General features: G+C 69.7%; 21 protein-coding genes. 17 read left to right on the top strand and 4 right to left on the bottom strand.

Translation table 11 applies throughout. The features are described 5' to 3' along the window. Positions 1-65 precede the first annotated feature (65 nt). From HNP51_RS09505 to HNP51_RS09470, 8 genes are all read left to right on the top strand, one after another. Positions 66-1,313 carry a phage major capsid protein gene (locus HNP51_RS09505; RefSeq protein WP_184270040.1) on the top strand — a complete coding sequence of 416 codons (1,248 nt, stop codon included), beginning with the start codon at positions 66-68 and terminating at the stop codon, positions 1,311-1,313. 191 nt (positions 1,314-1,504) lie between these two features. Then, on the top strand, positions 1,505-1,771 hold the full coding sequence (locus tag HNP51_RS09500) for a head-tail connector protein (RefSeq protein ID WP_184270042.1): 267 nt from the start codon (positions 1,505-1,507) through the stop codon (positions 1,769-1,771). 2 nt (positions 1,772-1,773) lie between these two features. Then, positions 1,774-2,070: a head-tail adaptor protein gene (locus tag HNP51_RS09495; RefSeq protein ID WP_311769942.1), complete on the top strand. Its 297-nt coding sequence runs from the start codon at positions 1,774-1,776 to the stop codon at positions 2,068-2,070. Beyond that, on the top strand, positions 2,067-2,474 hold the full coding sequence (locus HNP51_RS09490) for a DUF3168 domain-containing protein (RefSeq protein WP_184270046.1): 408 nt from the start codon (positions 2,067-2,069) through the stop codon (positions 2,472-2,474). Before HNP51_RS09495 ends, HNP51_RS09490 begins: the two co-directional genes overlap by 4 nt. A 162-nt stretch (positions 2,475-2,636) precedes the next feature. Continuing rightward, complete coding sequence (locus tag HNP51_RS09485) at positions 2,637-3,047, top strand: phage major tail protein, TP901-1 family (RefSeq protein ID WP_184270048.1); 411 nt, start codon at positions 2,637-2,639, stop codon at positions 3,045-3,047. Continuing rightward, a complete protein-coding gene (locus tag HNP51_RS09480) occupies positions 3,047-3,337 on the top strand; it encodes a GTA-gp10 family protein (protein WP_184270052.1) in 291 nt (96 codons plus the stop codon). Before HNP51_RS09485 ends, HNP51_RS09480 begins: the two co-directional genes overlap by 1 nt. Then, positions 3,334-3,516, top strand: coding sequence for a phage tail assembly chaperone (locus HNP51_RS09475; RefSeq protein ID WP_184270055.1), 183 nt, complete (start codon positions 3,334-3,336; stop codon positions 3,514-3,516). The genes HNP51_RS09480 and HNP51_RS09475 overlap by 4 nt, the downstream gene beginning before the upstream one ends. Positions 3,517-3,665: 149 nt before the next feature. Continuing rightward, the gene (locus tag HNP51_RS09470; protein WP_184270058.1) at positions 3,666-4,196 is read left to right on the top strand and encodes a phage tail tape measure protein; all 531 of its coding nucleotides are present in this window, start codon (positions 3,666-3,668) and stop codon (positions 4,194-4,196) included. Positions 4,197-4,301: 105 nt separating this feature from the next. Here the strand turns inward: HNP51_RS09470 and HNP51_RS09465 are convergent, their stop codons facing one another. After that, positions 4,302-5,003: a DUF805 domain-containing protein gene (locus HNP51_RS09465; RefSeq protein ID WP_184270061.1), complete on the bottom strand. Its 702-nt coding sequence runs from the start codon at positions 5,001-5,003 to the stop codon at positions 4,302-4,304. A 122-nt stretch (positions 5,004-5,125) separates the two neighbouring features. Then, the gene (locus HNP51_RS09460; RefSeq protein WP_184270064.1) at positions 5,126-5,758 is read right to left on the bottom strand and encodes a DUF805 domain-containing protein; all 633 of its coding nucleotides are present in this window, start codon (positions 5,756-5,758) and stop codon (positions 5,126-5,128) included. A gap of 83 nt (positions 5,759-5,841) precedes the next feature. On the opposite strand from HNP51_RS09460, the gene HNP51_RS09455 reads away from it, so the two are divergent. The 8 genes from HNP51_RS09455 (at position 5,842) to HNP51_RS09420 (ending at position 15,755) form a co-directional block, all read left to right on the top strand. Then, positions 5,842-6,453, top strand: a complete 612-nt coding sequence (locus HNP51_RS09455; RefSeq protein WP_184270067.1) for a DUF2460 domain-containing protein — start codon at positions 5,842-5,844, stop codon at positions 6,451-6,453. 2 nt (positions 6,454-6,455) lie between these two features. Beyond that, on the top strand, positions 6,456-7,109 hold the full coding sequence (locus tag HNP51_RS09450) for a DUF2163 domain-containing protein (RefSeq protein ID WP_184270070.1): 654 nt from the start codon (positions 6,456-6,458) through the stop codon (positions 7,107-7,109). Next, positions 7,106-7,567: an NlpC/P60 family protein gene (locus tag HNP51_RS09445; RefSeq protein ID WP_184270073.1), complete on the top strand. Its 462-nt coding sequence runs from the start codon at positions 7,106-7,108 to the stop codon at positions 7,565-7,567. The genes HNP51_RS09450 and HNP51_RS09445 overlap by 4 nt, the downstream gene beginning before the upstream one ends. Beyond that, positions 7,568-11,287 carry a glycoside hydrolase/phage tail family protein gene (locus HNP51_RS09440; RefSeq protein ID WP_184270075.1) on the top strand — a complete coding sequence of 1,240 codons (3,720 nt, stop codon included), beginning with the start codon at positions 7,568-7,570 and terminating at the stop codon, positions 11,285-11,287. It begins immediately after the preceding gene. Between the two features lie 80 nt (positions 11,288-11,367). Beyond that, the gene (locus HNP51_RS09435) at positions 11,368-12,276 is read left to right on the top strand and encodes a DnaJ C-terminal domain-containing protein (protein ID WP_184270078.1); all 909 of its coding nucleotides are present in this window, start codon (positions 11,368-11,370) and stop codon (positions 12,274-12,276) included. A 37-nt stretch (positions 12,277-12,313) separates the two neighbouring features. Further along, positions 12,314-13,486, top strand: a complete 1,173-nt coding sequence (locus HNP51_RS09430; protein WP_184270080.1) for a phosphoserine transaminase — start codon at positions 12,314-12,316, stop codon at positions 13,484-13,486. Positions 13,487-13,564: 78 nt separating this feature from the next. After that, positions 13,565-14,860 carry an adenylosuccinate synthase gene (locus HNP51_RS09425; protein ID WP_184270083.1) on the top strand — a complete coding sequence of 432 codons (1,296 nt, stop codon included), beginning with the start codon at positions 13,565-13,567 and terminating at the stop codon, positions 14,858-14,860. Positions 14,861-14,948: 88 nt separating this feature from the next. Next, on the top strand, positions 14,949-15,755 hold the full coding sequence (locus HNP51_RS09420; protein WP_184270086.1) for a two-component system response regulator: 807 nt from the start codon (positions 14,949-14,951) through the stop codon (positions 15,753-15,755). Between the two features lie 307 nt (positions 15,756-16,062). Here the strand turns inward: HNP51_RS09420 and rpoH are convergent, their stop codons facing one another. Further along, positions 16,063-16,947 carry an RNA polymerase sigma factor RpoH gene (rpoH, locus tag HNP51_RS09415; RefSeq protein WP_114818671.1) on the bottom strand — a complete coding sequence of 295 codons (885 nt, stop codon included), beginning with the start codon at positions 16,945-16,947 and terminating at the stop codon, positions 16,063-16,065. 227 nt (positions 16,948-17,174) lie between these two features. Beyond that, positions 17,175-18,176, bottom strand: coding sequence for an RluA family pseudouridine synthase (locus HNP51_RS09410; protein ID WP_184270089.1), 1,002 nt, complete (start codon positions 18,174-18,176; stop codon positions 17,175-17,177). A gap of 73 nt (positions 18,177-18,249) precedes the next feature. On the opposite strand from HNP51_RS09410, the gene HNP51_RS09405 reads away from it, so the two are divergent. Further along, on the top strand, positions 18,250-18,888 hold the full coding sequence (locus HNP51_RS09405; protein ID WP_184270092.1) for a DUF2799 domain-containing protein: 639 nt from the start codon (positions 18,250-18,252) through the stop codon (positions 18,886-18,888). Positions 18,889-18,918: the final 30 nt, after the last annotated feature.

The raw sequence follows: 18,918 nt of genomic DNA, 5'->3' as shown, positions 1-18,918 counted from the left end.
GCGGGACCGAACGACGGTCGCGCCCAAGCGTAACCGCGAAACGCGGTTCTTCAAGCGGAGAGAGCATGAAAGAGACCAAGACCGCCTCGGCATCGCCCGAGGCGCGCGCCGCCCTGCATGAGATGATGGCGGCGTTCGAGGCGTTCAAAGGGGCGAACGACGCCCGTCTGGACGAGATCGAGAAGAAGGCGTCGGCGGATACGCTGCTGGAGGAGAAGGTGGCGCGCATCGATCAGGCGGTGGCGGGGGCGCAGGCGCGTCTGGACCGCGCGCTGAGCGAGGGGCGCAGGCCTATGGTTGAGGGCGGCGTCGCCCCCTCCACCGCTTCGCGGTCCCCCTCCCCATTCCATGGGGAGGAAAAGAGCGCCTGGGACGGCTATATGAAGTCGGGGCAGTCCTATGGGCTGGAGCTGAAGGCGGGGCTGTCGTCGGCGTCGAACTCGGCGGGCTATGTCGTGCCGCCGGAGACGGAGCGGGCGATTGAGCGGCGCCTGATGGCGGGGTCGCCGATGCGCGAGATCGCCACGGTGCGCACGGTCGGTTCGGGCGTGTTCCGCAAGCCGGTGTCGACGGCGGGCGTGACGGCGGGCTGGGTGGCCGAGACGGCGGCGCGGCCGGAGACGGACCCGGCGACCTTGAGCCTGCTGGAGTTCTCGTCGGCGGACCTCTACGCCTGTCCGGCGGCGACGCAGTCCTTGCTCGACGACGCCCTGATCGATCTGGACGAATGGCTGGCGGCCGAGGTCGAGGACGCCTTTGCGGCGCAGGAGACGGCGGCCTTCGTCAATGGCGACGGGGTCAACAAGCCCAAGGGCTTCCTGGCCTACGCCACGGCGAGCGAAGGCACGCAGACCTGGGGCCAGATCGGCACGGTGGCGTCCGGCGCGGCGGGCGCTTTCGCCAGCGCCAGTCCGGTCGATAAGCTGATCGACCTGATCTATGCGCCCAAGGCCCAGTATCGGCCGAACGGGCGCTTTGTCATGAACCGACGCACGGTCTCGGCGGTGCGCAAGTTCAAGGACGCGGACGGCAACTACGTCTGGTCGCCGGCGACGCGGCCGGGCGAGACGGCGTCGTTGCTGGGCTATCCGGTCACCGAGATCGAGACCATGCCGGACGTGGCGGCCAACAGTCTGTCGATCGCGTTCGGCGACTTCGCCCGCGGCTATCTGATCGTGGATCGGGCGGGGGTGCGGGTGCTGAGGGACCCCTATTCGGCCAAGCCCTATGTGCTGTTCTACACGACCAAGCGCGTGGGCGGCGGGGTGCAGAACTTTGATGCGATCAAGCTGATGAAGTTCGCGGCGACGTAGAGGGCTGGCGGTGGGTCATCCTTCTCCCCTCCGGGGGAGAAGGTGGCTCGCGGAGCGAGACGGATGAGGGGGACGGGTGTGCGTGCGCGACGTTAGCCGCTTGCCTGTTGAACCCTACCCCTCATCCGAGCGCCTCTGGCGCCCACCTTCTCCCCCAAGGGGAGAAGGAAGCTGGACATAGGAGATTTCAAATGAGCGCACCCGTGACCCTCACGGAGGCGAAGCTGTTCCTGCGCGTCGAGCATGAGGCGGAGGACGGGCTGATCCAGACCCTGATCGAGGCGGCGAGGGCGCGGGTCGAGGGGGAGGTGGGGCTGAGCCTGGCCTCGACCTCGGCGGCGCCGTTGCGGCTGGCGGTGATGATGCTGGTGCTGCGGGCCTATGAGCGGGGAGAGGGCGAGATGAGCACGGCGGCGGTTGAGGGGTGGATCGCGCCTTATCGCGTGGTGCGGCTTTGAAGGTGATCGCGAGCCTGGTGCGGGCGGTGGAGGCGGAGACGCCCTATGGCGGGCGGGTCGTCAGCTATGAGCCGGTCGGGTCGTTGTGGCTGAGCCTTGGGGCGCGGCGTCGGCGCGAGCGGACGGAAGGCGGGGTGACGCGCGGGGTGGAGACGCTGAGCGCAACCGTGCGCGCTGATCCGCGCCTGGCTGAGGGGCTGGTGGTGCGCTTTGGCGGGGCGGACTGGGGCGTCGCGGGCGTCGAGGCCGATCCCAAGGCGGCGGGGCGCGTGCGGCTGAACCTGGAGCGGGCGCGATGAGGGATCACGAGGGGGCGCTGATCAAGGCGCTGATCACCTGGCTGAAGGGCGACGGGGCGCTGCAGGCGCTGTTGGGCGATCCGGTTCGGATCTGGGATCAGCCGCCGGAGGAGCCTGCGTTTCCGCATCTGCTGATCGGCAAAAGCGAGAGCCGGGGGCTGAACGCGGACGGCGGCGGGATCGAGCATCGGCTGACCCTGACCTGCGCCAGTCGGTTCAACGGCATGGAAGAGGCGCGGGCGGTGGCGGCGGCGGTGCGGGCGCGGGTCGCGGATGCGGCGGTCGAGGCCGACGGGGTGAAGGCGGTCAGCCTGGGCGTGACCTTTACCGACGTGTTCCGCAGCGCGGACTTGAAGCGCTCCTGGGCGGTGATGCGGCTGCGGGCCGTGACGGAAGAGATTTGAGGCTCGAAGCGGGCTGACTCGATCCTCCCCTGCGGAGCGGGGGAGGGGGACCATGCGGAGCATGGTGGAGGGGGCGGCTGCGGGCTGTGCGTGGGGTTCGCCCCCTCCACCGCTACGCGGTCCCCCTCCCCCGTCGCTGCGCGACAAGGGAGGATTGAAAATATGACGGCGCAACGCGGCAAGGACATCTTGCTGAAGATTGAGGGCGCGGCGGGCGTCTTTACGACCGTGGCGGGCCTGAGGGCGCGGACGATTTCGCTGAACGCCCGGACGGTGGACGCCACCGACGGCGACAGCGCCGGGCGCTGGCGCGAGCTGCTGGCGGGGGCCGGGGTGAAGTCGGCGGCGGTGTCGGGGCAGGGGATTTTCCGCGATGCGGCGTCGGACGCCCTGATCCGCGAAGCCTTCTTTGAACAGGCGGCGAAGACGTGGCGGCTGATCGTGCCGGACTTCGGCGTGCTGGAGGGGGCCTTCATTGTGGCGGCGCTGGAATACGCCGGGGAGCATGAGGGCGAGGCGAGCTTTGCGTTGAGCCTGGCGAGTGCGGGCGAGATCAGTTTCGAGGCGCTGTGATGGGGAATGGCGTGCGGGGCGAGGCGACGGCGGTGCTGGCGGGAGCGGAGCGGCGGCTGTGCCTGACGCTGGGAGCGCTGGCCGAGATCGAGACGGGGCTGGGCGTCGCCGGGGTGGCGGGGCTGGCCGAGCGGATGCGGGCCTTGTCGGCGCGGGATCTGATGGTGGTGCTGGCGGCCTTGCTGCGCGGCGGCGGCGAGGGGGTGCTGGCGGACGGGCTGGCGAGCGCGGCGGTTGATCCGCGCGAGGCGGCGCAGGCCGTGGCGAAGGCCTTTGCGGCGGCCGCATGACGCCCCAGGACCGACAATGGAGCGAGATGATGCAGGCGGCGGCGCGAATGGGCGTAGGGCCGGAGGGGTTCTGGCGGCTGTCGCTGAAGGAATGGCGGATGCTGACGGCGGGGCCGGTGCAGGCGGCGCCGCTGGGGCGCGGCGAGCTGGAGCGGATGGCGGAGTTGTGGCCGGATTGATGCGTGTTTTCCTCCCCATTTCATGGGGAGGTGGATCGGCGTCGTAAGGCGACGAGACGGAGGGGGTGGCGGGACGTCGGGAGAGGGCGGCGTCGCCCCCTCCACCACTACGTGGTCCCCCTCCCCATGAAATGGGGAGGAAAGTTGAGATGACGGACAGTTTCAGGCCGGACGGGATCGACGCCGTGCCGGTGAAGGCGGCGGAGGCGGCGGCGGCGCTGGAGGCGCTGCGGGAGCCGGCGGAGCGGGCGGCGGCCTCGATCGAGGCGGCGTTCGGGAGGGCGGGCGAGAGCCTGACGCGGTCGCTGACGCGGGCGGCGGCGGACGGGGAGGTGACCCTGGCCGAGCTGGCGCGGGCGGTGCTGAAAGCGGTCAATGCGGCGGCGGGCTCAGGCGGTAAGGGCGGCCTGTCGGACGCGATCGCAGCGGTGATGAGCGGCTTTGGCGGAGCGCGGGCCGAGGGCGGTCCGGTGCTGGGCGGCGGGGCCTATCTGGTCGGCGAGCGCGGGCCGGAGGTGTTCCGACCGGCGGGCGCGGGCAGCATCGAAGCGCTGGGCGGCGGTACGGGCGTGACGGTCAATGTCAGCGTGGACGGCGGGGCGCAGGGTTTGCTGCGGTCCGAGGCGCAGATCGCGCGGATGCTGGCGCAGGCGACGGCTCTGGGCGCGCGAAGGATGTAGGGGCCCGGGCGATATCCACCAAAAACGGGGCTCAAGCAGTGAGGCGCCGCGCGCCGAGCGATAGCCTCAAAAAGAATGGGGCGCTCCGAAGAGCGCCCCTTGGTCTTACTCGCCCTTGGGATTGGGGCCGTACTTGTTGTCGCCGCGCTGGCTGTCGCCGATGCCGATCCAAAGCAGGAAGGCGATGTTGACCAGGAACATTACGGCGATGCCGCCCATCATGGAGCCGAACATCGCCAACATGGCCTCGGGATCTTCGTTCTCGAAAGCCTGGGGGTTGGTGATGATCGACATGCCGACGGCGCTGATGATCATGATGAAGCCGACGATGTTGGCGACCCAGGGAACAACGGCAAACCAGCCGGTCTTGCCCATGTCGTGCAGACGCTTCACCACAATGGCGAGATTGGGCCAGATCATCGCGATCGACAGGATCGTGCCGAGGATCGGAATCCAGCCGAGAACGACCCCGGCGCCCAGCAGGATCAGCCAGCTGATCCAGAAGTGCTGGCGGCGCAGACGGCCGTTGAACGAGAGCATGGCGCTCTGGAAGTCGTAGCCGCCGCCGGTGTCGCGGGCGACGTAGGTGGACTGAGCGGCCTGGCCGAAGGCGGCGGCGGGATCGCCGGCCAGGACCATGATCTGCGTCGCTTCCAGACCCTCGGCCACGAAGTCGACGCGGGCGCCGGCGCGGATGGTCGCGCCGGCCTGAATGGCCGAACGGGCGAAGCCGTAGCGGATGCTGTCGTCGCCGCTGATCAGGCCGGTGCCCGACACGTCGTCATAGCTGAGAATTTCACCGCGCACTCGCAAGTCTCCTGATCTGAACGGCCCCTGCCGCTTTGAGGCGAGCATGACCGAGCGTCGGTTTTCAGACAAGCCAAAGCGTGGCCTTGTCATCCGTTTTTAAGAACGAGTCTCAGTTTGGGTCAGAAGCGCTTGGGCGCGAGGCCGTAGTGGTTGGGCTGGGGCTGGGAGGGGATGCAGGCGATGATCAGCATGAAGAGACCGCCGACGTAGGGAACGAAGCTCACCAGACAGAGCCAGCCCGAGAGGCCGACATCATGCAGGCGGCGGGAGGCCAGGCTGATGCCCGGAATGACGAGGAACAGCATCCACAGCGACGGCGCCAGCAACATCAAGGCGGCGAGAGGGAACAGAGTCTCACCGTCGCCCGCAAAGCTCATGACGATAAAGAAGGGCAGGAAGGCCGCGATCGTCGTCAGCCAGGTGAACAGGACGAAGGACCAGTACTCCAGACGTCGGGCGCGACCGTCGCCGTCGACGAATTTCTCGCGGATGCAGCGCACGAAGTAGGCCCAGGCGCCAAGCTGCGGCTCTCCGGGCGAGTAGGCCGCCGGCGACAGGCCAGACGCCTGAACGAGCAGAGGGATGATCTGGGCGGCGCGGTCGTCCAGGGGCACGAAGTCGACGCGCAGACCGGGGACGGGTTCCTGACCGCCGCCCACATCGACGCCGGAGAAGCGATAGCGCTGCAGGTCATCGCCGCTGATCAGGCCCTCGCCGCCGACGGCGTCGTAGCTGAGAATTTCACCGCGCATGCAGGTCCCCCGGCGCGATCGAGCGGATCGCCTTCGCTCACTGGACGGGCGGTTGCGGAAAATCAAGATAACAGGAGTTTTTGATGGCCTTTCACGAGGTGCGTCTGCCGGCGCGGCTGGCCTTCGGATCGACCGGCGGGGTCGAGCGGCGGACCGAGATCACGACGCTGGGGTCCGGGTTCGAGCGGCGCTCGACGCCCTGGGCCGAGGGGCGAAGACGGTATCTGATCGGGGCGGGGCTGCGGTCGCTGGACGACATGGCGGCGCTGACGGCCTTTTTCGAGGCGCGCCGGGGGCGGCTGTACGGCTTCCGGTTCCGCGACTTCGCCGACTTCAAGAGCTGCGCGCCGGGCGAGGCGCCAGCGGCGACGGACCAGAGGATCGGCACGGGCGACGGGACGCGGCGAAGCTTTGGGTTGCGCAAGGTCTATGGCGATCACGAGCGGCGCATCAGGAAGCCGGTCGAGGGGTCGGTGCGGCTGGCGGTGAACGGCGTGGAGACGACGGCATTCAGCGTCGATGCCGCGACGGGGCAGGTGACGCTGGCGGCGGCGCCGGCCAGCGGCGCGGTCGTGACGGCGGGCTTCGTCTTTGACGTGCCGGTGCGGTTCGACGCCGATCGGATCGAGGTGACGCTGGAGAGCTTCGGCGCGGGACGGATGGTCGCCATGCCGCTGATCGAGGTGCGGGTTTAGGCATGCGCGACATACCGGAGGAACTGGCCGCCCGCATCGAAAGCGGGGCGGCGATGCTGTGCCACGCCTGGGTGCTGAGGCGGGGCGACGGCGCGGTGCTGGGCTTCACCGATCATGATCGCGACCTGGACATCGAGGGCGTGACCTGTCGCGCGGGCAGCGGCTGGACCGCGGGGGCGGGCGAGGGCGCGGTCGGGCTGGCGGCGGGCGGGCTGTCGGCGTCGGGCGGCCTGGACGACGAGGCGATCACCGAGGGCGACATCGCGGCGGGCCTCTACGACGGGGCGCGGGTCGAGCTGTGGCGGGCGGACTGGACCGAGCCTGCGCTGAGGGTGCGGGTGTGGGCGGGGACGCTGGCGCGGATCCGGCGCGAGGCCGGGGCCTTCATCGCCGATCTGGACGGGCCGATGGCGGCGCTGGAGCGGGTAGTCGGGCGAACCTATGGCCGGACCTGCGACGCGGTGCTGGGCGACGGGCGTTGCGGGTTGAGCGCGGCGGGGACGGCGGGGCGAGACTGCGACAAGCGGTGGACGACCTGCGTCGAGAGCTTCGGCAACGGCGTCAACTTCCAGGGCTTTCCCGACATCCCGGGCGACGACTTCCTGACGGCGCGGCCGGTCGGGACGGGACGGAACGACGGGGGGAGCCGGCGATGAGAGGCGGGGGAGGATTGAATGATGCGGTTCTCGCCGCCGCGCGCGGCTGGCTGGGGACGCCCTATCGGCATCAGGCCAGCGTGAAGGGCGAGGGGGCGGACTGTCTGGGTCTGGTGCGCGGGGTGTGGCGCGAGGTGGTGGGCGAGGAGCCGGAGGCGCCGCCGCCCTATCGCGCCGACTGGGCCGAGGTCGGGGGCGAGGAGACGCTGTTGCAGGCGGCCAGGCGGCGGCTGGTCGAGGTGGCGGTGGAGAGGGCGAGGCCCGGCGATGTGCTGCTGTTCCGCATGAGCGAGGGCTGTCCGGTCAAGCACTGCGCCATCCTGAGCGCGGATGACGGGCCGGAGCGGCGGATGATCCACGCCTATTGGGGGCGGTCGGTGGTCGAGAGCTGGATGGGGCCGTGGTGGCGGCGAAGACTGGTCGCGGCCTTCCGCTGGCCGGCGACGAAGGAGGACTGAATGGCGCAGGTTGTTCTGACGGCGGTCGGCGGTTCGATCGGCGGGCCGATCGGCGCCTTTGTCGGCGCGACTGTCGGGCGGGCCATCGACAACTACGTCATCGCCAGCCTGTCGCCGGCGCGGCAGAAGGGTCCGCGGCTGCCGGGCCTGGAGTTGCAGTCGTCGGCGGACGGGGCGCCGATGGCCTGCGTCTTCGGACGGGCGCGGGTGACGGGGCAGGTGATCTGGGCCGCGCGCTTTCTGGAAAGCAAGAACAAGCGGTCGGGCGGCAAGGGCGGGCAGAGGACGGTCGAATACGACTATTCGTTGAGCTTCGCCGTGGGGCTGGGCGAGGGGCCGATCGACGGGGTGGGCCGGGTCTGGGCCGACGGCCAGCCGCTGGACCTGACGGGCGTGACGATGCGGGTTCATCGCGGCACGGCGGATCAGACGCCCGACCCGTTGATCGAGGCGGTGGAGGGGGCGGCGCCGGCGTTTCGCGGCACGGCCTATGCGGTGTTCGAGGACCTGCCGCTGGGGCCGTTCGGCAATCGCGCGCCGCAGCTGGCGTTCGAGGTGTTCCGGCGGGCGACGGGCGAAGGGCGGCTGGAGGACCTGCTGGAAGGGGTGTGCCTGATCCCCGGCGCGGGGGAGTTCTGTCTGGCGACCGAGGCGGTGATGCAGCGCGAGGGTCTGTCGCGGACCCGGGCCGAGAACGTGCATAGCGCCGAGGGGCGCGCCGATCTGCTGGTGTCGCTGGATCAACTGATGGTCCAGGCGCCGAAGCTGAAGCGGGTGAGCCTGATCGTCGGCTGGTTCGGCGACGACGTGCGGGCGGGCGCGTGCCGCATTCGGCCGGGCGTGGAGAACCGCACCAAGGCGACCGAGCCGCTGACGTGGGCGGTGGCGGGGGTGGACCGGGCCGGGGCGCACCTGGTTTCCGAGGTGGGCGACGGCAAGGGCGGCGTGGGTCCCGCCTATGGCGGCACGCCGTCCGACGAGAGCGTGCGACAGGCGATCCGGGCGCTGAAGGCGCGCGGGCTGGAGGTGACCCTCTATCCCTTCGTCTTCATGGACTGCGACGGCTATCCGTGGCGCGGGCGGGTGACGGGGACCGATGGCGCGGGCGCCGCCGCCGAGGTCGCGGCCATGTTCGGCACGCCGGACGGCTGGGGCCTGAGGCGGCTGGCGCTGCACTATGCGGCGATCGCGGCGGAGGAAGGCGCGGACGGGCTGCTGATCGGCTCGGAGATGCGGGGCCTGACCTGGACGCGCGACGCAGGCGGCGGCTTTCCGGCCGTGGCCCAGTTCCGGGCGCTGGCGGCGGAGTGCCGGGCGGTGGTCGGGGCCGGGGTGAAGCTGAGCTACGCGGCGGACTGGTCGGAGTATTTCGGGCGGCAGACGAACGGAGAGGTGCGCTATCATCTCGACCCGCTGTGGGCCGATCCCAACATCGATTACGTCGGCGTCGACTGGTATCCGCCGCTGGGCGACTGGCGCGACGGCGACTGGCGCGACGGCGGCGGGGGTCTGGACGCCGAGGCGGGGTTCCGGGGGCCGTCCTCAGCCGCCTATCTGGCCGGGCAGATCGCGGGCGGCGAGGGCTATGACTGGTATTACGCCTCGGACGCCGATCGGGCGGCGCAGGCGCGCACGCCCATCGTCGACACCGCGCACGGCGAGGACTGGGTGTTCCGGCCCAAGGACCTGAAGAGCTGGTGGTCGAACCTGCACCATGAGCGGGTCGCGGGCGCAAGGAGTGCGACGCCGACGGCCTGGGTTCCGGGCATGAAGCCGATCCGGCTGACCGAGTTCGGCTGCGCCGCGGTGGACCGGGGCGGCAATGCGCCGAACCTGTTTCAGGACCCCAAGAGCAGCGAGAACGCCCTGCCGCCCTTTTCGACAGGGGCGCGCGACGACCGGATGCAGCGCCGGGCGCTGGAGGCGGTCCTCACGCATTACGCGCGGCCTGAGAACAATCCGGTTTCGCCGGTCTATGGCGGACCGATGTTGGAGGGGGCGGACGCCTGGTGCTGGGATGCAAGGCCCTATCCGGCTTTTCCGGCGCTGGCGGAGGTCTGGGCCGACGCCGGCGCCTGGCGGGCCGGGCACTGGCTGAACGGGCGGATGGGCGGCGAGGCGGCGGACCTGATCGCCGCGGTCCTGAAGCGCGGGGGGCTGGAGGACGAGGCGTTCAGCGTGTCGGCGCTGGAGGATCAGGCGGCGGGCTATGTGATCGACCGCCCGATGCGGACGCGTGATGCGCTGGAGCCGCTGTTGGCGGCGTTCGGCGCGACCGCAGCGGAGCGCGACGGGCGGGTGGCGGTGTCGGACGACGGCGCGGCGGTGCTGGCCCTGACCGCCGAAGCCCTGGCTCTGCCCGAAGAGGGGAGCGGCGTGGCGGCGGAGCGGTCGCTGGAGCCCCGGCCCGACGTCGTGCGGGTGCGGTTCATCGACGAGGCGGCGGACTATCAGATCGGCTCGGTCGTGGTGCGCGCCGAACCGGGCGGAGACGGCGGCGGCGTGGATCTGGAACTGCCCGCCGTGTGCGACGCGGCGCTGACGGCGGCACTGGCGCGGCGAACCCTGGCGACGGCGGGAGGCGAGACGGATCGGCTGAACGTGCGGCTGGGGCCGCTGGAAGCGCTGAAGCTGGAGCCGGGCGATACGGTGGAGGTCGAGGGGCGGCCCGGCGAATGGCGAGTGGCGCGGCTGGACATCGACGAGCAGCCCAAGGCGACGCTGGAGCCGGTGGTGCGCGAGGCGCCGGGCGAGGCGCGGCCCGACTGGCGGCCCGGCGAGGGGCCGGCCGTGGTCGGCGCGCCCTTCCTGCGGTTGATGGACCTGCCGCCCTTGCCGGGCGCGGAGGAGGACGCGCGGCCCGTGGCCGTGGTCGCCGCCGAGCCGTGGCGGCCGATGACGGTGCATGGCGGGCAGGATGCGACGACCCTGACGCCGCGCGCGACGGCGCAGCAGCCGGCGACGGTCGGGGTGCTGACCGAGGCGGTCGGGCGCGGCGTGATCGGGCGCTGGGACGAGGCGAACGCGATCACGGTGCGCGTCGAGGGACGGGCGCCGGAGAGCCTGACAACGGCGGGGGTTCTTGGCGGCGGTAGTGCGCTGGCGTTGGAGACAGCGGCGGGCTGGGAGGTGGTGCAGTATCGGCGCGCGGACCTGGTCGGCGGCGAGGTCTGGCGGCTGAGCGGCCTGTTGCGCGGGCAGCAGGGGAGCGAGGCGGCGACGGCGGCGGCGGCTGCGGCCGGGGCGGTCGTGGTGTTTCTGGACCGGGACCTGCCGCGCGTCGAGATGAGCGCGAGCGAGCGCGGTCTGCCGAGGGTCTGGCGGGCTGGACCCGTCGGGGCGCCGCCGGGGGGAAGCGGCTTCAGCGCGGCGGACTTCACCTGGACGGCGCGGGCGGCGCGGCCCTGGCGACCGGCGCATCTGCGGGTGGCGGTTGAAGGCGGCGGGCGGCGGCTGTCGTGGACGCCGCGGGTGCGGATCAACGGCGAGGGCTGGGAGGTCGAGCCGGTCGAGGTCGACCCGCGCCGGTTCCGCGTGCGGGTGCTGCACGGCGCGGTTGAAAAACGGGTCTGGGAGGTCGAGGGGTTGGCGGCGATCTATGCCGCTGAGCCGATGGCGGCGGATTGGCCGGGCGGCGTCGGCGAAGGCGCGCGGATCGCTGTGGCGCAGTGGGGAGTGGGCTATGGTTGGGGGGCGGAGGCGGTGGCGCCTTTGCTCTAAACCACGTCTGCCCCTTCCAGTGGGGGGGCGCATGGCTTAACTGACGCTCTGGTCCTTTCTGATGTCGGAGTGAAGCGAACGTGGCTGGCGATCCCTACAAGGAACTGGGCGTTGCCAGAGGCGCGAGCGCGGACGAGATCAAGAAGGCGTTCCGCAAGCTGGCCAAGGAACTGCACCCGGACAAGAACCCCGGCGACAAGGTCTCCGAGGAGCGGTTCAAGCGCATCACGGCGGCCTTCGACCTGCTGGGCGACGCCGAGAAGCGGGCCAAGTACGATCGCGGCGAGATCGACGCCGACGGGCGCGAGCAGTATCGCGCGCCGCCGGGCGGCGGCACCGGGCGCTCGGGCGGCTTTGGCGGATTCGGCGGGTCGGGCGGACGCGGCGGGTTCGAGGACATCGACCTTGAAGAACTGTTCGGCGCCTTTGGCGGCGGCGGACGCACGGCGGGACGCGGCGGCTTCGGCGGCGGCAAGGGCCAGGACGTGCGGGCGACGCTGGACATCAGTCTGGAGGACTCCATCGCCGGCACGACGCGCCGCATCCAGTTCTCGGACGGGCGGATGCTGGACGTGGTCATCCCCAAGGGCGCGTCCGAGGGCCAGGTGATCCGGCTGAAGGGCCAGGGCGCGCCGGGACGCGGCGGCCAGGCGGGCGACGCCCTGATCGAACTGAAGATCGCGCCGCACCCTGTGTTCAAGCGCGACGGGGCGGACCTGACCATGGACCTGCCGGTGTCGGTGCCGGACGCGGTTCTGGGCGGCAAGATCCAGGTGCCGACGCCTGAAGGCGCGGTGATGATGACCATCCCCAAGGGCTCGAACAGCGGCAAGGTGCTGCGGCTCAAGGGACGCGGCGCCTATGTCGGCGGCAAGCGCGGCGACCTGCTGGCCAAGCTGGCGGTGACCCTTCCGGAGACGCCCGACGACGAGCTGATCCGGTTCGCGACCGAGTGGCGCGACAAGCGGCCCTACAAGCCCGGACGCTGAGCCGACCCTACATCTCCTCCCCAAGCCGGATACGACGATGATCGCCCAAGCCGTTGCCAAGCCTGACGCCAAGCCTGCTCGCCCGTGGTTCTCCGCCGGTCCGACGGCCAAGCGTCCGGGGTGGTCGCTGGCGGGGCTGCCGACCAACCTGCTGGGGCGCGGCATCCGCGCGCCGGAGGTGGTGGAGCGGTTCGCCTATGGCTTGCGGCTGACGCGGGAGGTGTTGAGCCCGCCAGAGGACTATGTGCTGCTCTACACGCCGGGCTCGGACACGGGCGCGGTCGAGGCGGCGCTGTGGGGCATGCTGGGCGAGCGGTCGGTGCAGGTCGTGGCCTATGAGAACTTCGGTCAGGTCTGGGCGACCGACGTGCGCGATCACCTGAAGCTGGAGCCCGAGGTGCTGACGGCGCCCTGGGGCGAGCTGCCGGACATGAGCCGCGTCGATCCCAGCAAGGACGTGGTGTTTCCGTGGAACGGCACGACCTCGGGCGTGCGGGTCGACAACGCCGACTGGATTTCCGACGACCGCGAGGGGCTGACCATCTGCGACGCGACCTCGGCGGCGTTCGCCATGGACCTGCCGTGGGACAAGCTGGATGTGACGACCTTCAGCTTCCAGAAGGCGCTGGGCGGCGAGGCGGGCATCGGCGTCATGGTGCTGTCGCCCCGCGCCGTGGCACGGCTGGATACCTATCGTCCCGAGCGGTCGATCCCCAAGGTGCTGCGCCTGACCGACAAGAAGGGTTTCGACCGGACCCTGGCGGACGGGGTGGTGATCAACACCTATTCCATTCTGACCATCGAGGACTGGATCGATGCCCTGGAGTGGGCCAAGGGCGCGGGTGGTCTGCCGGAGTTGATCCGCCGCACGGAGCGGAATTACGCGGCGCTGGCGGAATGGGTGGAGCGGACCGAATGGGTCGCCATGCTTCCCGACCGGCCGGAAATCCGCTCGACCACCTCGGTCTGCCTGAAATTCACCGATCCCCGCGTCGCGGCCCTGGATGAGGCGGGGCAGAAGGCGTTTGTGAAGCGGTTCAAGGCCTTGCTGGAAGACGAAGGCGCGGTGTTCGACATGGAGCCGCACCGTTACGCCCCGCCGGGGCTGCGTTTGTGGTGCGGCTGCACGGTCGAGACGGCGGACGTCGTGGATGCAACGCCTTGGCTGGAATGGGCGTTTGCGACGGCGGTCAGTGAACTGAGCGCATAATTCTGCGCTGTCGGGGCGACTCCGGACGATTCAGGGGTTATAGGCTCCCACCGCATTCTGGATTGCGGAGAAACGATCTTGGCGAACGTCGCAGTAGTCGGCGCCCAATGGGGCGACGAGGGCAAGGGCAAGATTGTGGACTGGCTGTCCAATCGCGCCGACATGGTGGTGCGCTTCCAGGGCGGCCATAACGCCGGCCATACGCTGGTCGTCGATGGCAAGGTCTACAAGCTGGCGCTGCTGCCTTCGGGCGTGGTGCAGGGCAAGCCCTCGATCATCGGCAACGGCGTGGTTGTTGATCCCTGGCATCTGGTCGGCGAGATCGAGAAGATCGTCGCCCAGGGCGTGGCCATCAGCCCCGACATCCTGACCATCGCCGACAACGCCTGTCTGATCCTGCCGATCCACCCGGCTCTGGACGTGGCGCGCGAGGCCGCCGCCAGCGCGCCGGGCGCCAAGATCGGCACGACCGGCCGCGGCATCGGCCCGGCCTATGAGGACAAGGTGGGCCGTCGCGCCATCCGCGTCTGCGACCTGGCCAACGAAGACGACCTGAAGATCAAGATCGAGCGTCTGCGCTCGCACCACGATCCGCTGCGGGCGGGTCTGGGGCTGGAGCCGATCGACCCGGCGGCGCTGCTGGCGCAACTGCTGGAGATCGCGCCGAAGATCCTGCCCTATGTGAAGCCGGCCTGGCGCGTCCTGGATCAGGCCCAGAAGGACGGCAAGCGCGTCCTGTTCGAGGGGGCGCAGGGCGCCTTCCTCGACGTGGATCACGGCACCTATCCCTATGTGACGTCCTCCAACACCGTGGCCGGTCAGGCGGCGGCGGGCTCGGGCATCGGGCCGCGCGGCGTCGGTTATGTGCTGGGCATTGTGAAGGCCTATACGACCCGCGTCGGCGAGGGCCCGTTCGCCTGTGAGCTGAACGACGAGGTCGGCGAGCATCTGGCGGTCGTGGGCCGCGAGGTGGGGGTGAACACCGGACGGGCGCGGCGTTGCGGCTGGTTCGACGCGGTTCTGGTGCGCCAGTCGGTGGCCATCAACGGCATCGACGGCATCGCTCTGACGAAGCTGGACGTGCTGGACGGTCTGAAGACGCTGAAGATCTGCGTCGGCTATCGCATCAACGGCGAGGTGCTGGACTACCTGCCGTCGAGCCTGAAGGCCCAGGCCTCGGCCGAGCCGGTGTTCGAGGAACTGGAAGGCTGGAGCGAGAGCACCGCCGGCGTCCGCACCTTCAAGGATCTGAACGCCCACGCGCTGAAATACGTGCGTCGGATCGAGGAACTGATCGGCGCGCCGGTGGCCCTGCTGTCGACCAGCCCCGAGCGGGACGACACCATCCTGATGCGTGATCCCTTCCAGGGGTGAGGTTGAGGATAGGGGGCCGCGTCCCGAAAAGGGAAACGGCCCCTTAACCCCCTGAGTTTACCTTCTTGGCTCCAGATGGAGCCGAGCCGTGTTCGCTTTAGACGCCAAGACGATGCAGAAGATCGCCCCGGTCGTGCGCCGGGTGGTCATTGTCGATCATAATCCGGCGGCTGCGCGTCTGTTGTCGGACCTGCTCAAGGGCTTTGGATCGCGCGATGTCGCGATCGAGAGCGATGAGGCGCGGGTGATCGATCTGGCGCGCGAGATGGAGCCTGGCCTGATCCTGACCGAGCGCTCGGGTCCGCGCCTGGACGGCGAGGCCCTGGCGCGGCGCATCCGCCGCTCCAGCCTGTCATGCCGCCGCGTGCCGATCATCATGGTCACCGCCGAGGCCACCGCCAGCAGCATCAAGGGCGCGCGGGATTCCGGCGTGCATGAGTTTCTGAGAAAGCCCTTCACCAGCGGCGACCTGTTCCGTCGGGTCGAGAACCTGGCCACCAAGCCGCGCGACTGGGTCGAGGCGGTGGGCTACATCGGGCCGGACCGTCGTCGCTTCAACTCGGACGACTATGCTGGGCCGGGCAAGCGCAAGGCGGACAAGCCGGCGTCGGCGGCCGAGGCGGTCGTGGCGGTCAAGGATCAGGCGATGCGCATTCTGGCTTCGGCCATGGCACAGTTTGACAGTGATCCGATGCAGGCGGTGCGCGCCATCAAGCAGCAGGCCGAGACGCTGAAGGCCCTGGCCATCAAGACAGGCGACGCATCATTGGCCATTGCGGCGGCGGGGCTGGAGACGCTGCTGGCGGCGGGTGCGCCGACCAAGGCGACGCTGGCCGGGCCGGTTGGCGCTGTCCTGGCCCTGGCCTCGCCCGAGAGCCTGTCTCGGGCGGGGTAGGTCTTCCGCCTTGGCTACTTCGAATTCGTTCATCCCGGCGAAGGCCGGGATCCAGATCGAATGACAGAAGCGCTGGCTTCAAGGGGCGCGATTGCGCCACCAGCTGTCAGCAATGCGCCTTACAATCTGGATCCCGGCCTTCGCCGGGATGAGCGATTGAAGGGGAGTGGGCGACCACTCTTCGGCTCATTCTCAAGGGGCAGACGTCGCGCTGACACCCCTCATCCGTCTCGCTGCGCGAGCCACCTTCTCCCACAAGGGGAGAAGGTGCAGATTCTTGCGCTAACGCCTTCGGCTGCTTGAGCGCTTATGCGTCGACCAGGTTTCGCTCTTCGGCGGCGGCGCGCATGGCTTTTTGCAGTTTTTCGAAGGCGCGGACCTCGATCTGGCGCACGCGTTCGCGCGACACGCCGTACTGGCCGGCGAGTTCTTCCAGCGTGACCGGATCGTCCTTGAGGCGGCGTTCCGTGAGGATGTGCTTCTCGCGGTCAGTCAGTTCCTGCATGGCTTCTTCGAGTAGGCTCATGCGGATGGATTTTTCCTCGGAGTCGGCCAGGGCCGTTTCCTGAGACACCGCATTGTCGTCGGCCAGCCAGTCCTGCCACTCGCTTTCGCCGTCGGCGCGCAGGGGCGCGTTCAGCGAGGCGTCGCCGCTGAGGCGGCGGTTCATGTTGGTGACTTCCTCTTCCGACACGCCCAGCTTGGTGGCGATGGCGGCGAGGTGTTCGGGGCGCAGGTCGCCCTCTTCAAACGCGGAGATCTGGCTCTTGGCCTTGCGCAGGTTGAAGAAGAGCTTCTTCTGCGCGGCGGTGGTGCCCATCTTCACGAGCGACCAGCTGCGCAGGATGTATTCCTGAATCGAGGCGCGAATCCACCACATGGCGTAGGTCGCCAAGCGGAAGCCCTTGTCGGGATCGAATTTCTTGACGGCCTGCATCAGGCCGACGTTGCCCTCGGAGATCACTTCGCCGATCGGCAGGCCGTAGCCGCGATACCCCATGGCGATCTTGGCCACGAGACGAAGGTGCGAGGTGACGAGGCGGTGGGCCGCTTCGGGGTCCTGGTGCTCGCTCCAACGCTTGGCGAGCATGAACTCCTCGTCCTTGGTGAGCATCGGAAACTTGCGGATTTCCGTGAGATAGCGCGACAGTCCCTGTTCAGGCGACATCACCGCGAGTGTCGAATTAGCCATTAGACGTGGTCCCTCCGACCGATAAGCAAAGAGCAGGCGCCACGGCCATGACCACATGCGTGCGCCATCGCCTCACCCCTCAACCGATCCAAGTGGCGATGGGTTGCCCCGATTTGTAGGGGCGGATCGTCACACGAAAGCGTGACTGTGACCCCGGCGCCACTTGCACCGTTACGTGCCTATTAGCACAGTGTGGGTTGCTGATCAAATCGGGCGAGGATGCACGCTTAAAGCTCCGCGAGCAGGGCTTCCAGGCGCAGCATGTCCTCTGGCGGGGCCGTTTCGAAACGCAGGGCCTGACCCGTCACCGGGTGAATGAAGCCGAGGACGGCGGCGTGCAGGGCCTGGCGGGTCAGGCCGACCTCGGCGACGGCGGCGCGGACGGGGGCGGCGGGGCTGCCCGAGCCATAGACGGGGTCGCCGAGCAGGGGCGAGCCTTTCGACGCCATGTGGACGCGGATCTGGTGGGTGCGGCCGGTGTGCAGGGTGCAGGCGACGCGGGCGGCCATCGGCGCGCCGGAGGCCTTGGCCGGCTGGCCGAAAGTGCGCTGCACCACATAGTCGGTGACGGCTTCGCGCCCCCCAGCCTTGAGCACCGCCATCTTCTTGCGGTCGTGGGGCGAGCGGCCGATCAGGGTCTGGATGCGGCCCCTTTCCGGCGTGGGGGCGCCGCGCGTCAGGGCGATGTAGGTGCGCTCGATGTCGTGGGTCGCGAACAGGGCGGACAGGCCCTGGTGGGCGCGGTCGCTCTTGGCGGCGACCATGACGCCCGAGGTGTCCTTGTCCAGTCGGTGGACAATGCCGGGGCGGGCTACGCCGCCGATGCCCGACAGACTGTCGCCGCAGTGGGCGAGGAGGGCGTTGACCAGGGTGCCGGTCTCGCAGCCCGGCGCCGGATGGGCGGCCATGCCGGGGGCCTTGTCGATGACGATGAGGTCGGCGTCCTCGAACAGGACGGTCAGCGGGATGGCCTCCGGCTGGGGCGTGGCGGCGACGACCGGGGGCATGACGACGGCGTAGAGCCCGGCCTGGGCCTTGGCCGAGCCGCTGGTGATCGGCTGGCCGTCGCGGCGCACGGCGCCCTCGGCCAGCAAGGCCTGAAGCCGGGCGCGCGACAGGGTCGGGAAGGCGGCGGCCAGGGCCTTGTCGAGGCGGACGCCGGGCGCGTCGATGCGCGCTTCCAGCATTTCCGCGTCGTCGTCTTCCGTCAGCAAAGGTTCATCGGCCATAGGGCGAGATAGCATGGCTTGCGGGGCGGGTCGTCATGTCGTCCTGTGTCGCGGCCCAGCTTTGGAGAGGGACATGAGGTTTGTGATCGCCGCCGCCATCGCCGCCACGGGCGTTGTGGTTCTGGCTGGCTGCACCACCATGACCAAGGAACAGTGTCTGGTCGGAGCCTGGGGCGAGAAGGGCTATCAGGACGGGCTGTCAGGCTATCGGCCCAGCCGGCTGGACGACCATGCCCAGGCCTGCGCCAAATATGGGGCGGCGCCCAATCCCAGCGCCTATCTGTCGGCGCGCGAGGATGGGCTGCGGACCTATTGCACCTGGGAGAGCGGCTTCCGGCAGGGGCGGCAGGGGAACAGCTACGGCGGCGTCTGTTCGCCGGCCGAGGAGCGCGACTTCCTGCCCGCCTATGAGGACGGGCGGCGAATCTACGTCGTCGAGCAGGCGGTGTCCTCGGCGGAAAGCGCCCTGAACTCGGCCATCAGCCGCATCGAAAGCCGCGAGGACAAGCTGGAGGCCAAGCAGCGCGAACTGCGCCAAGAGGGGCTGACGGACGAGCAGCGCGAGCGCATTCGCGACCGTATCCGCGAGGTGCGCGGCGAGCTTCAGGACGCGCGCCGCGATGCGCGCCGTGCGGAGGAAGAGCTGCGCTATGCCGAGATCGAGGCGCGGGCGGTGATCGGCGCCATCGGCGGACGCTACGGGGTCTGGTGAAAACGAAGACGCCCGCCTTCGGAACGAAGG

Source organism: Brevundimonas bullata (assembly GCF_014207965.1).
GTDB classification, from domain to species: Bacteria; Pseudomonadota; Alphaproteobacteria; order Caulobacterales; family Caulobacteraceae; genus Brevundimonas; species Brevundimonas bullata_A.
The sequence above is the reverse complement of the archived record's forward strand: the minus strand, read 5'-3'. Positions and strand labels throughout refer to the sequence as shown.

Coding starts and splice junctions, on each gene's coding strand:
- rpoH (WP_114818671.1), bottom strand. CDS start 16,947: ATGGCTAATTCGACACTCGCGGTGATGTCGCCTGAACAGGGACTGTCG.
- HNP51_RS09460 (WP_184270064.1), bottom strand. CDS start 5,758: ATGCGCGGTGAAATTCTCAGCTACGACGCCGTCGGCGGCGAGGGCCTG.
- HNP51_RS09485 (WP_184270048.1), top strand. CDS start 2,637: ATGACGGCGCAACGCGGCAAGGACATCTTGCTGAAGATTGAGGGCGCG.
- HNP51_RS09455 (WP_184270067.1), top strand. CDS start 5,842: ATGGCCTTTCACGAGGTGCGTCTGCCGGCGCGGCTGGCCTTCGGATCG.
- HNP51_RS09500 (WP_184270042.1), top strand. CDS start 1,505: ATGAGCGCACCCGTGACCCTCACGGAGGCGAAGCTGTTCCTGCGCGTC.
- HNP51_RS09480 (WP_184270052.1), top strand. CDS start 3,047: ATGGGGAATGGCGTGCGGGGCGAGGCGACGGCGGTGCTGGCGGGAGCG.
- HNP51_RS09475 (WP_184270055.1), top strand. CDS start 3,334: ATGACGCCCCAGGACCGACAATGGAGCGAGATGATGCAGGCGGCGGCG.
- HNP51_RS09440 (WP_184270075.1), top strand. CDS start 7,568: ATGGCGCAGGTTGTTCTGACGGCGGTCGGCGGTTCGATCGGCGGGCCG.
- HNP51_RS09450 (WP_184270070.1), top strand. CDS start 6,456: ATGCGCGACATACCGGAGGAACTGGCCGCCCGCATCGAAAGCGGGGCG.
- HNP51_RS09490 (WP_184270046.1), top strand. CDS start 2,067: ATGAGGGATCACGAGGGGGCGCTGATCAAGGCGCTGATCACCTGGCTG.
- HNP51_RS09410 (WP_184270089.1), bottom strand. CDS start 18,176: ATGGCCGATGAACCTTTGCTGACGGAAGACGACGACGCGGAAATGCTG.
- HNP51_RS09445 (WP_184270073.1), top strand. CDS start 7,106: ATGAGAGGCGGGGGAGGATTGAATGATGCGGTTCTCGCCGCCGCGCGC.
- HNP51_RS09470 (WP_184270058.1), top strand. CDS start 3,666: ATGACGGACAGTTTCAGGCCGGACGGGATCGACGCCGTGCCGGTGAAG.
- HNP51_RS09405 (WP_184270092.1), top strand. CDS start 18,250: ATGAGGTTTGTGATCGCCGCCGCCATCGCCGCCACGGGCGTTGTGGTT.
- HNP51_RS09430 (WP_184270080.1), top strand. CDS start 12,314: ATGATCGCCCAAGCCGTTGCCAAGCCTGACGCCAAGCCTGCTCGCCCG.
- HNP51_RS09505 (WP_184270040.1), top strand. CDS start 66: ATGAAAGAGACCAAGACCGCCTCGGCATCGCCCGAGGCGCGCGCCGCC.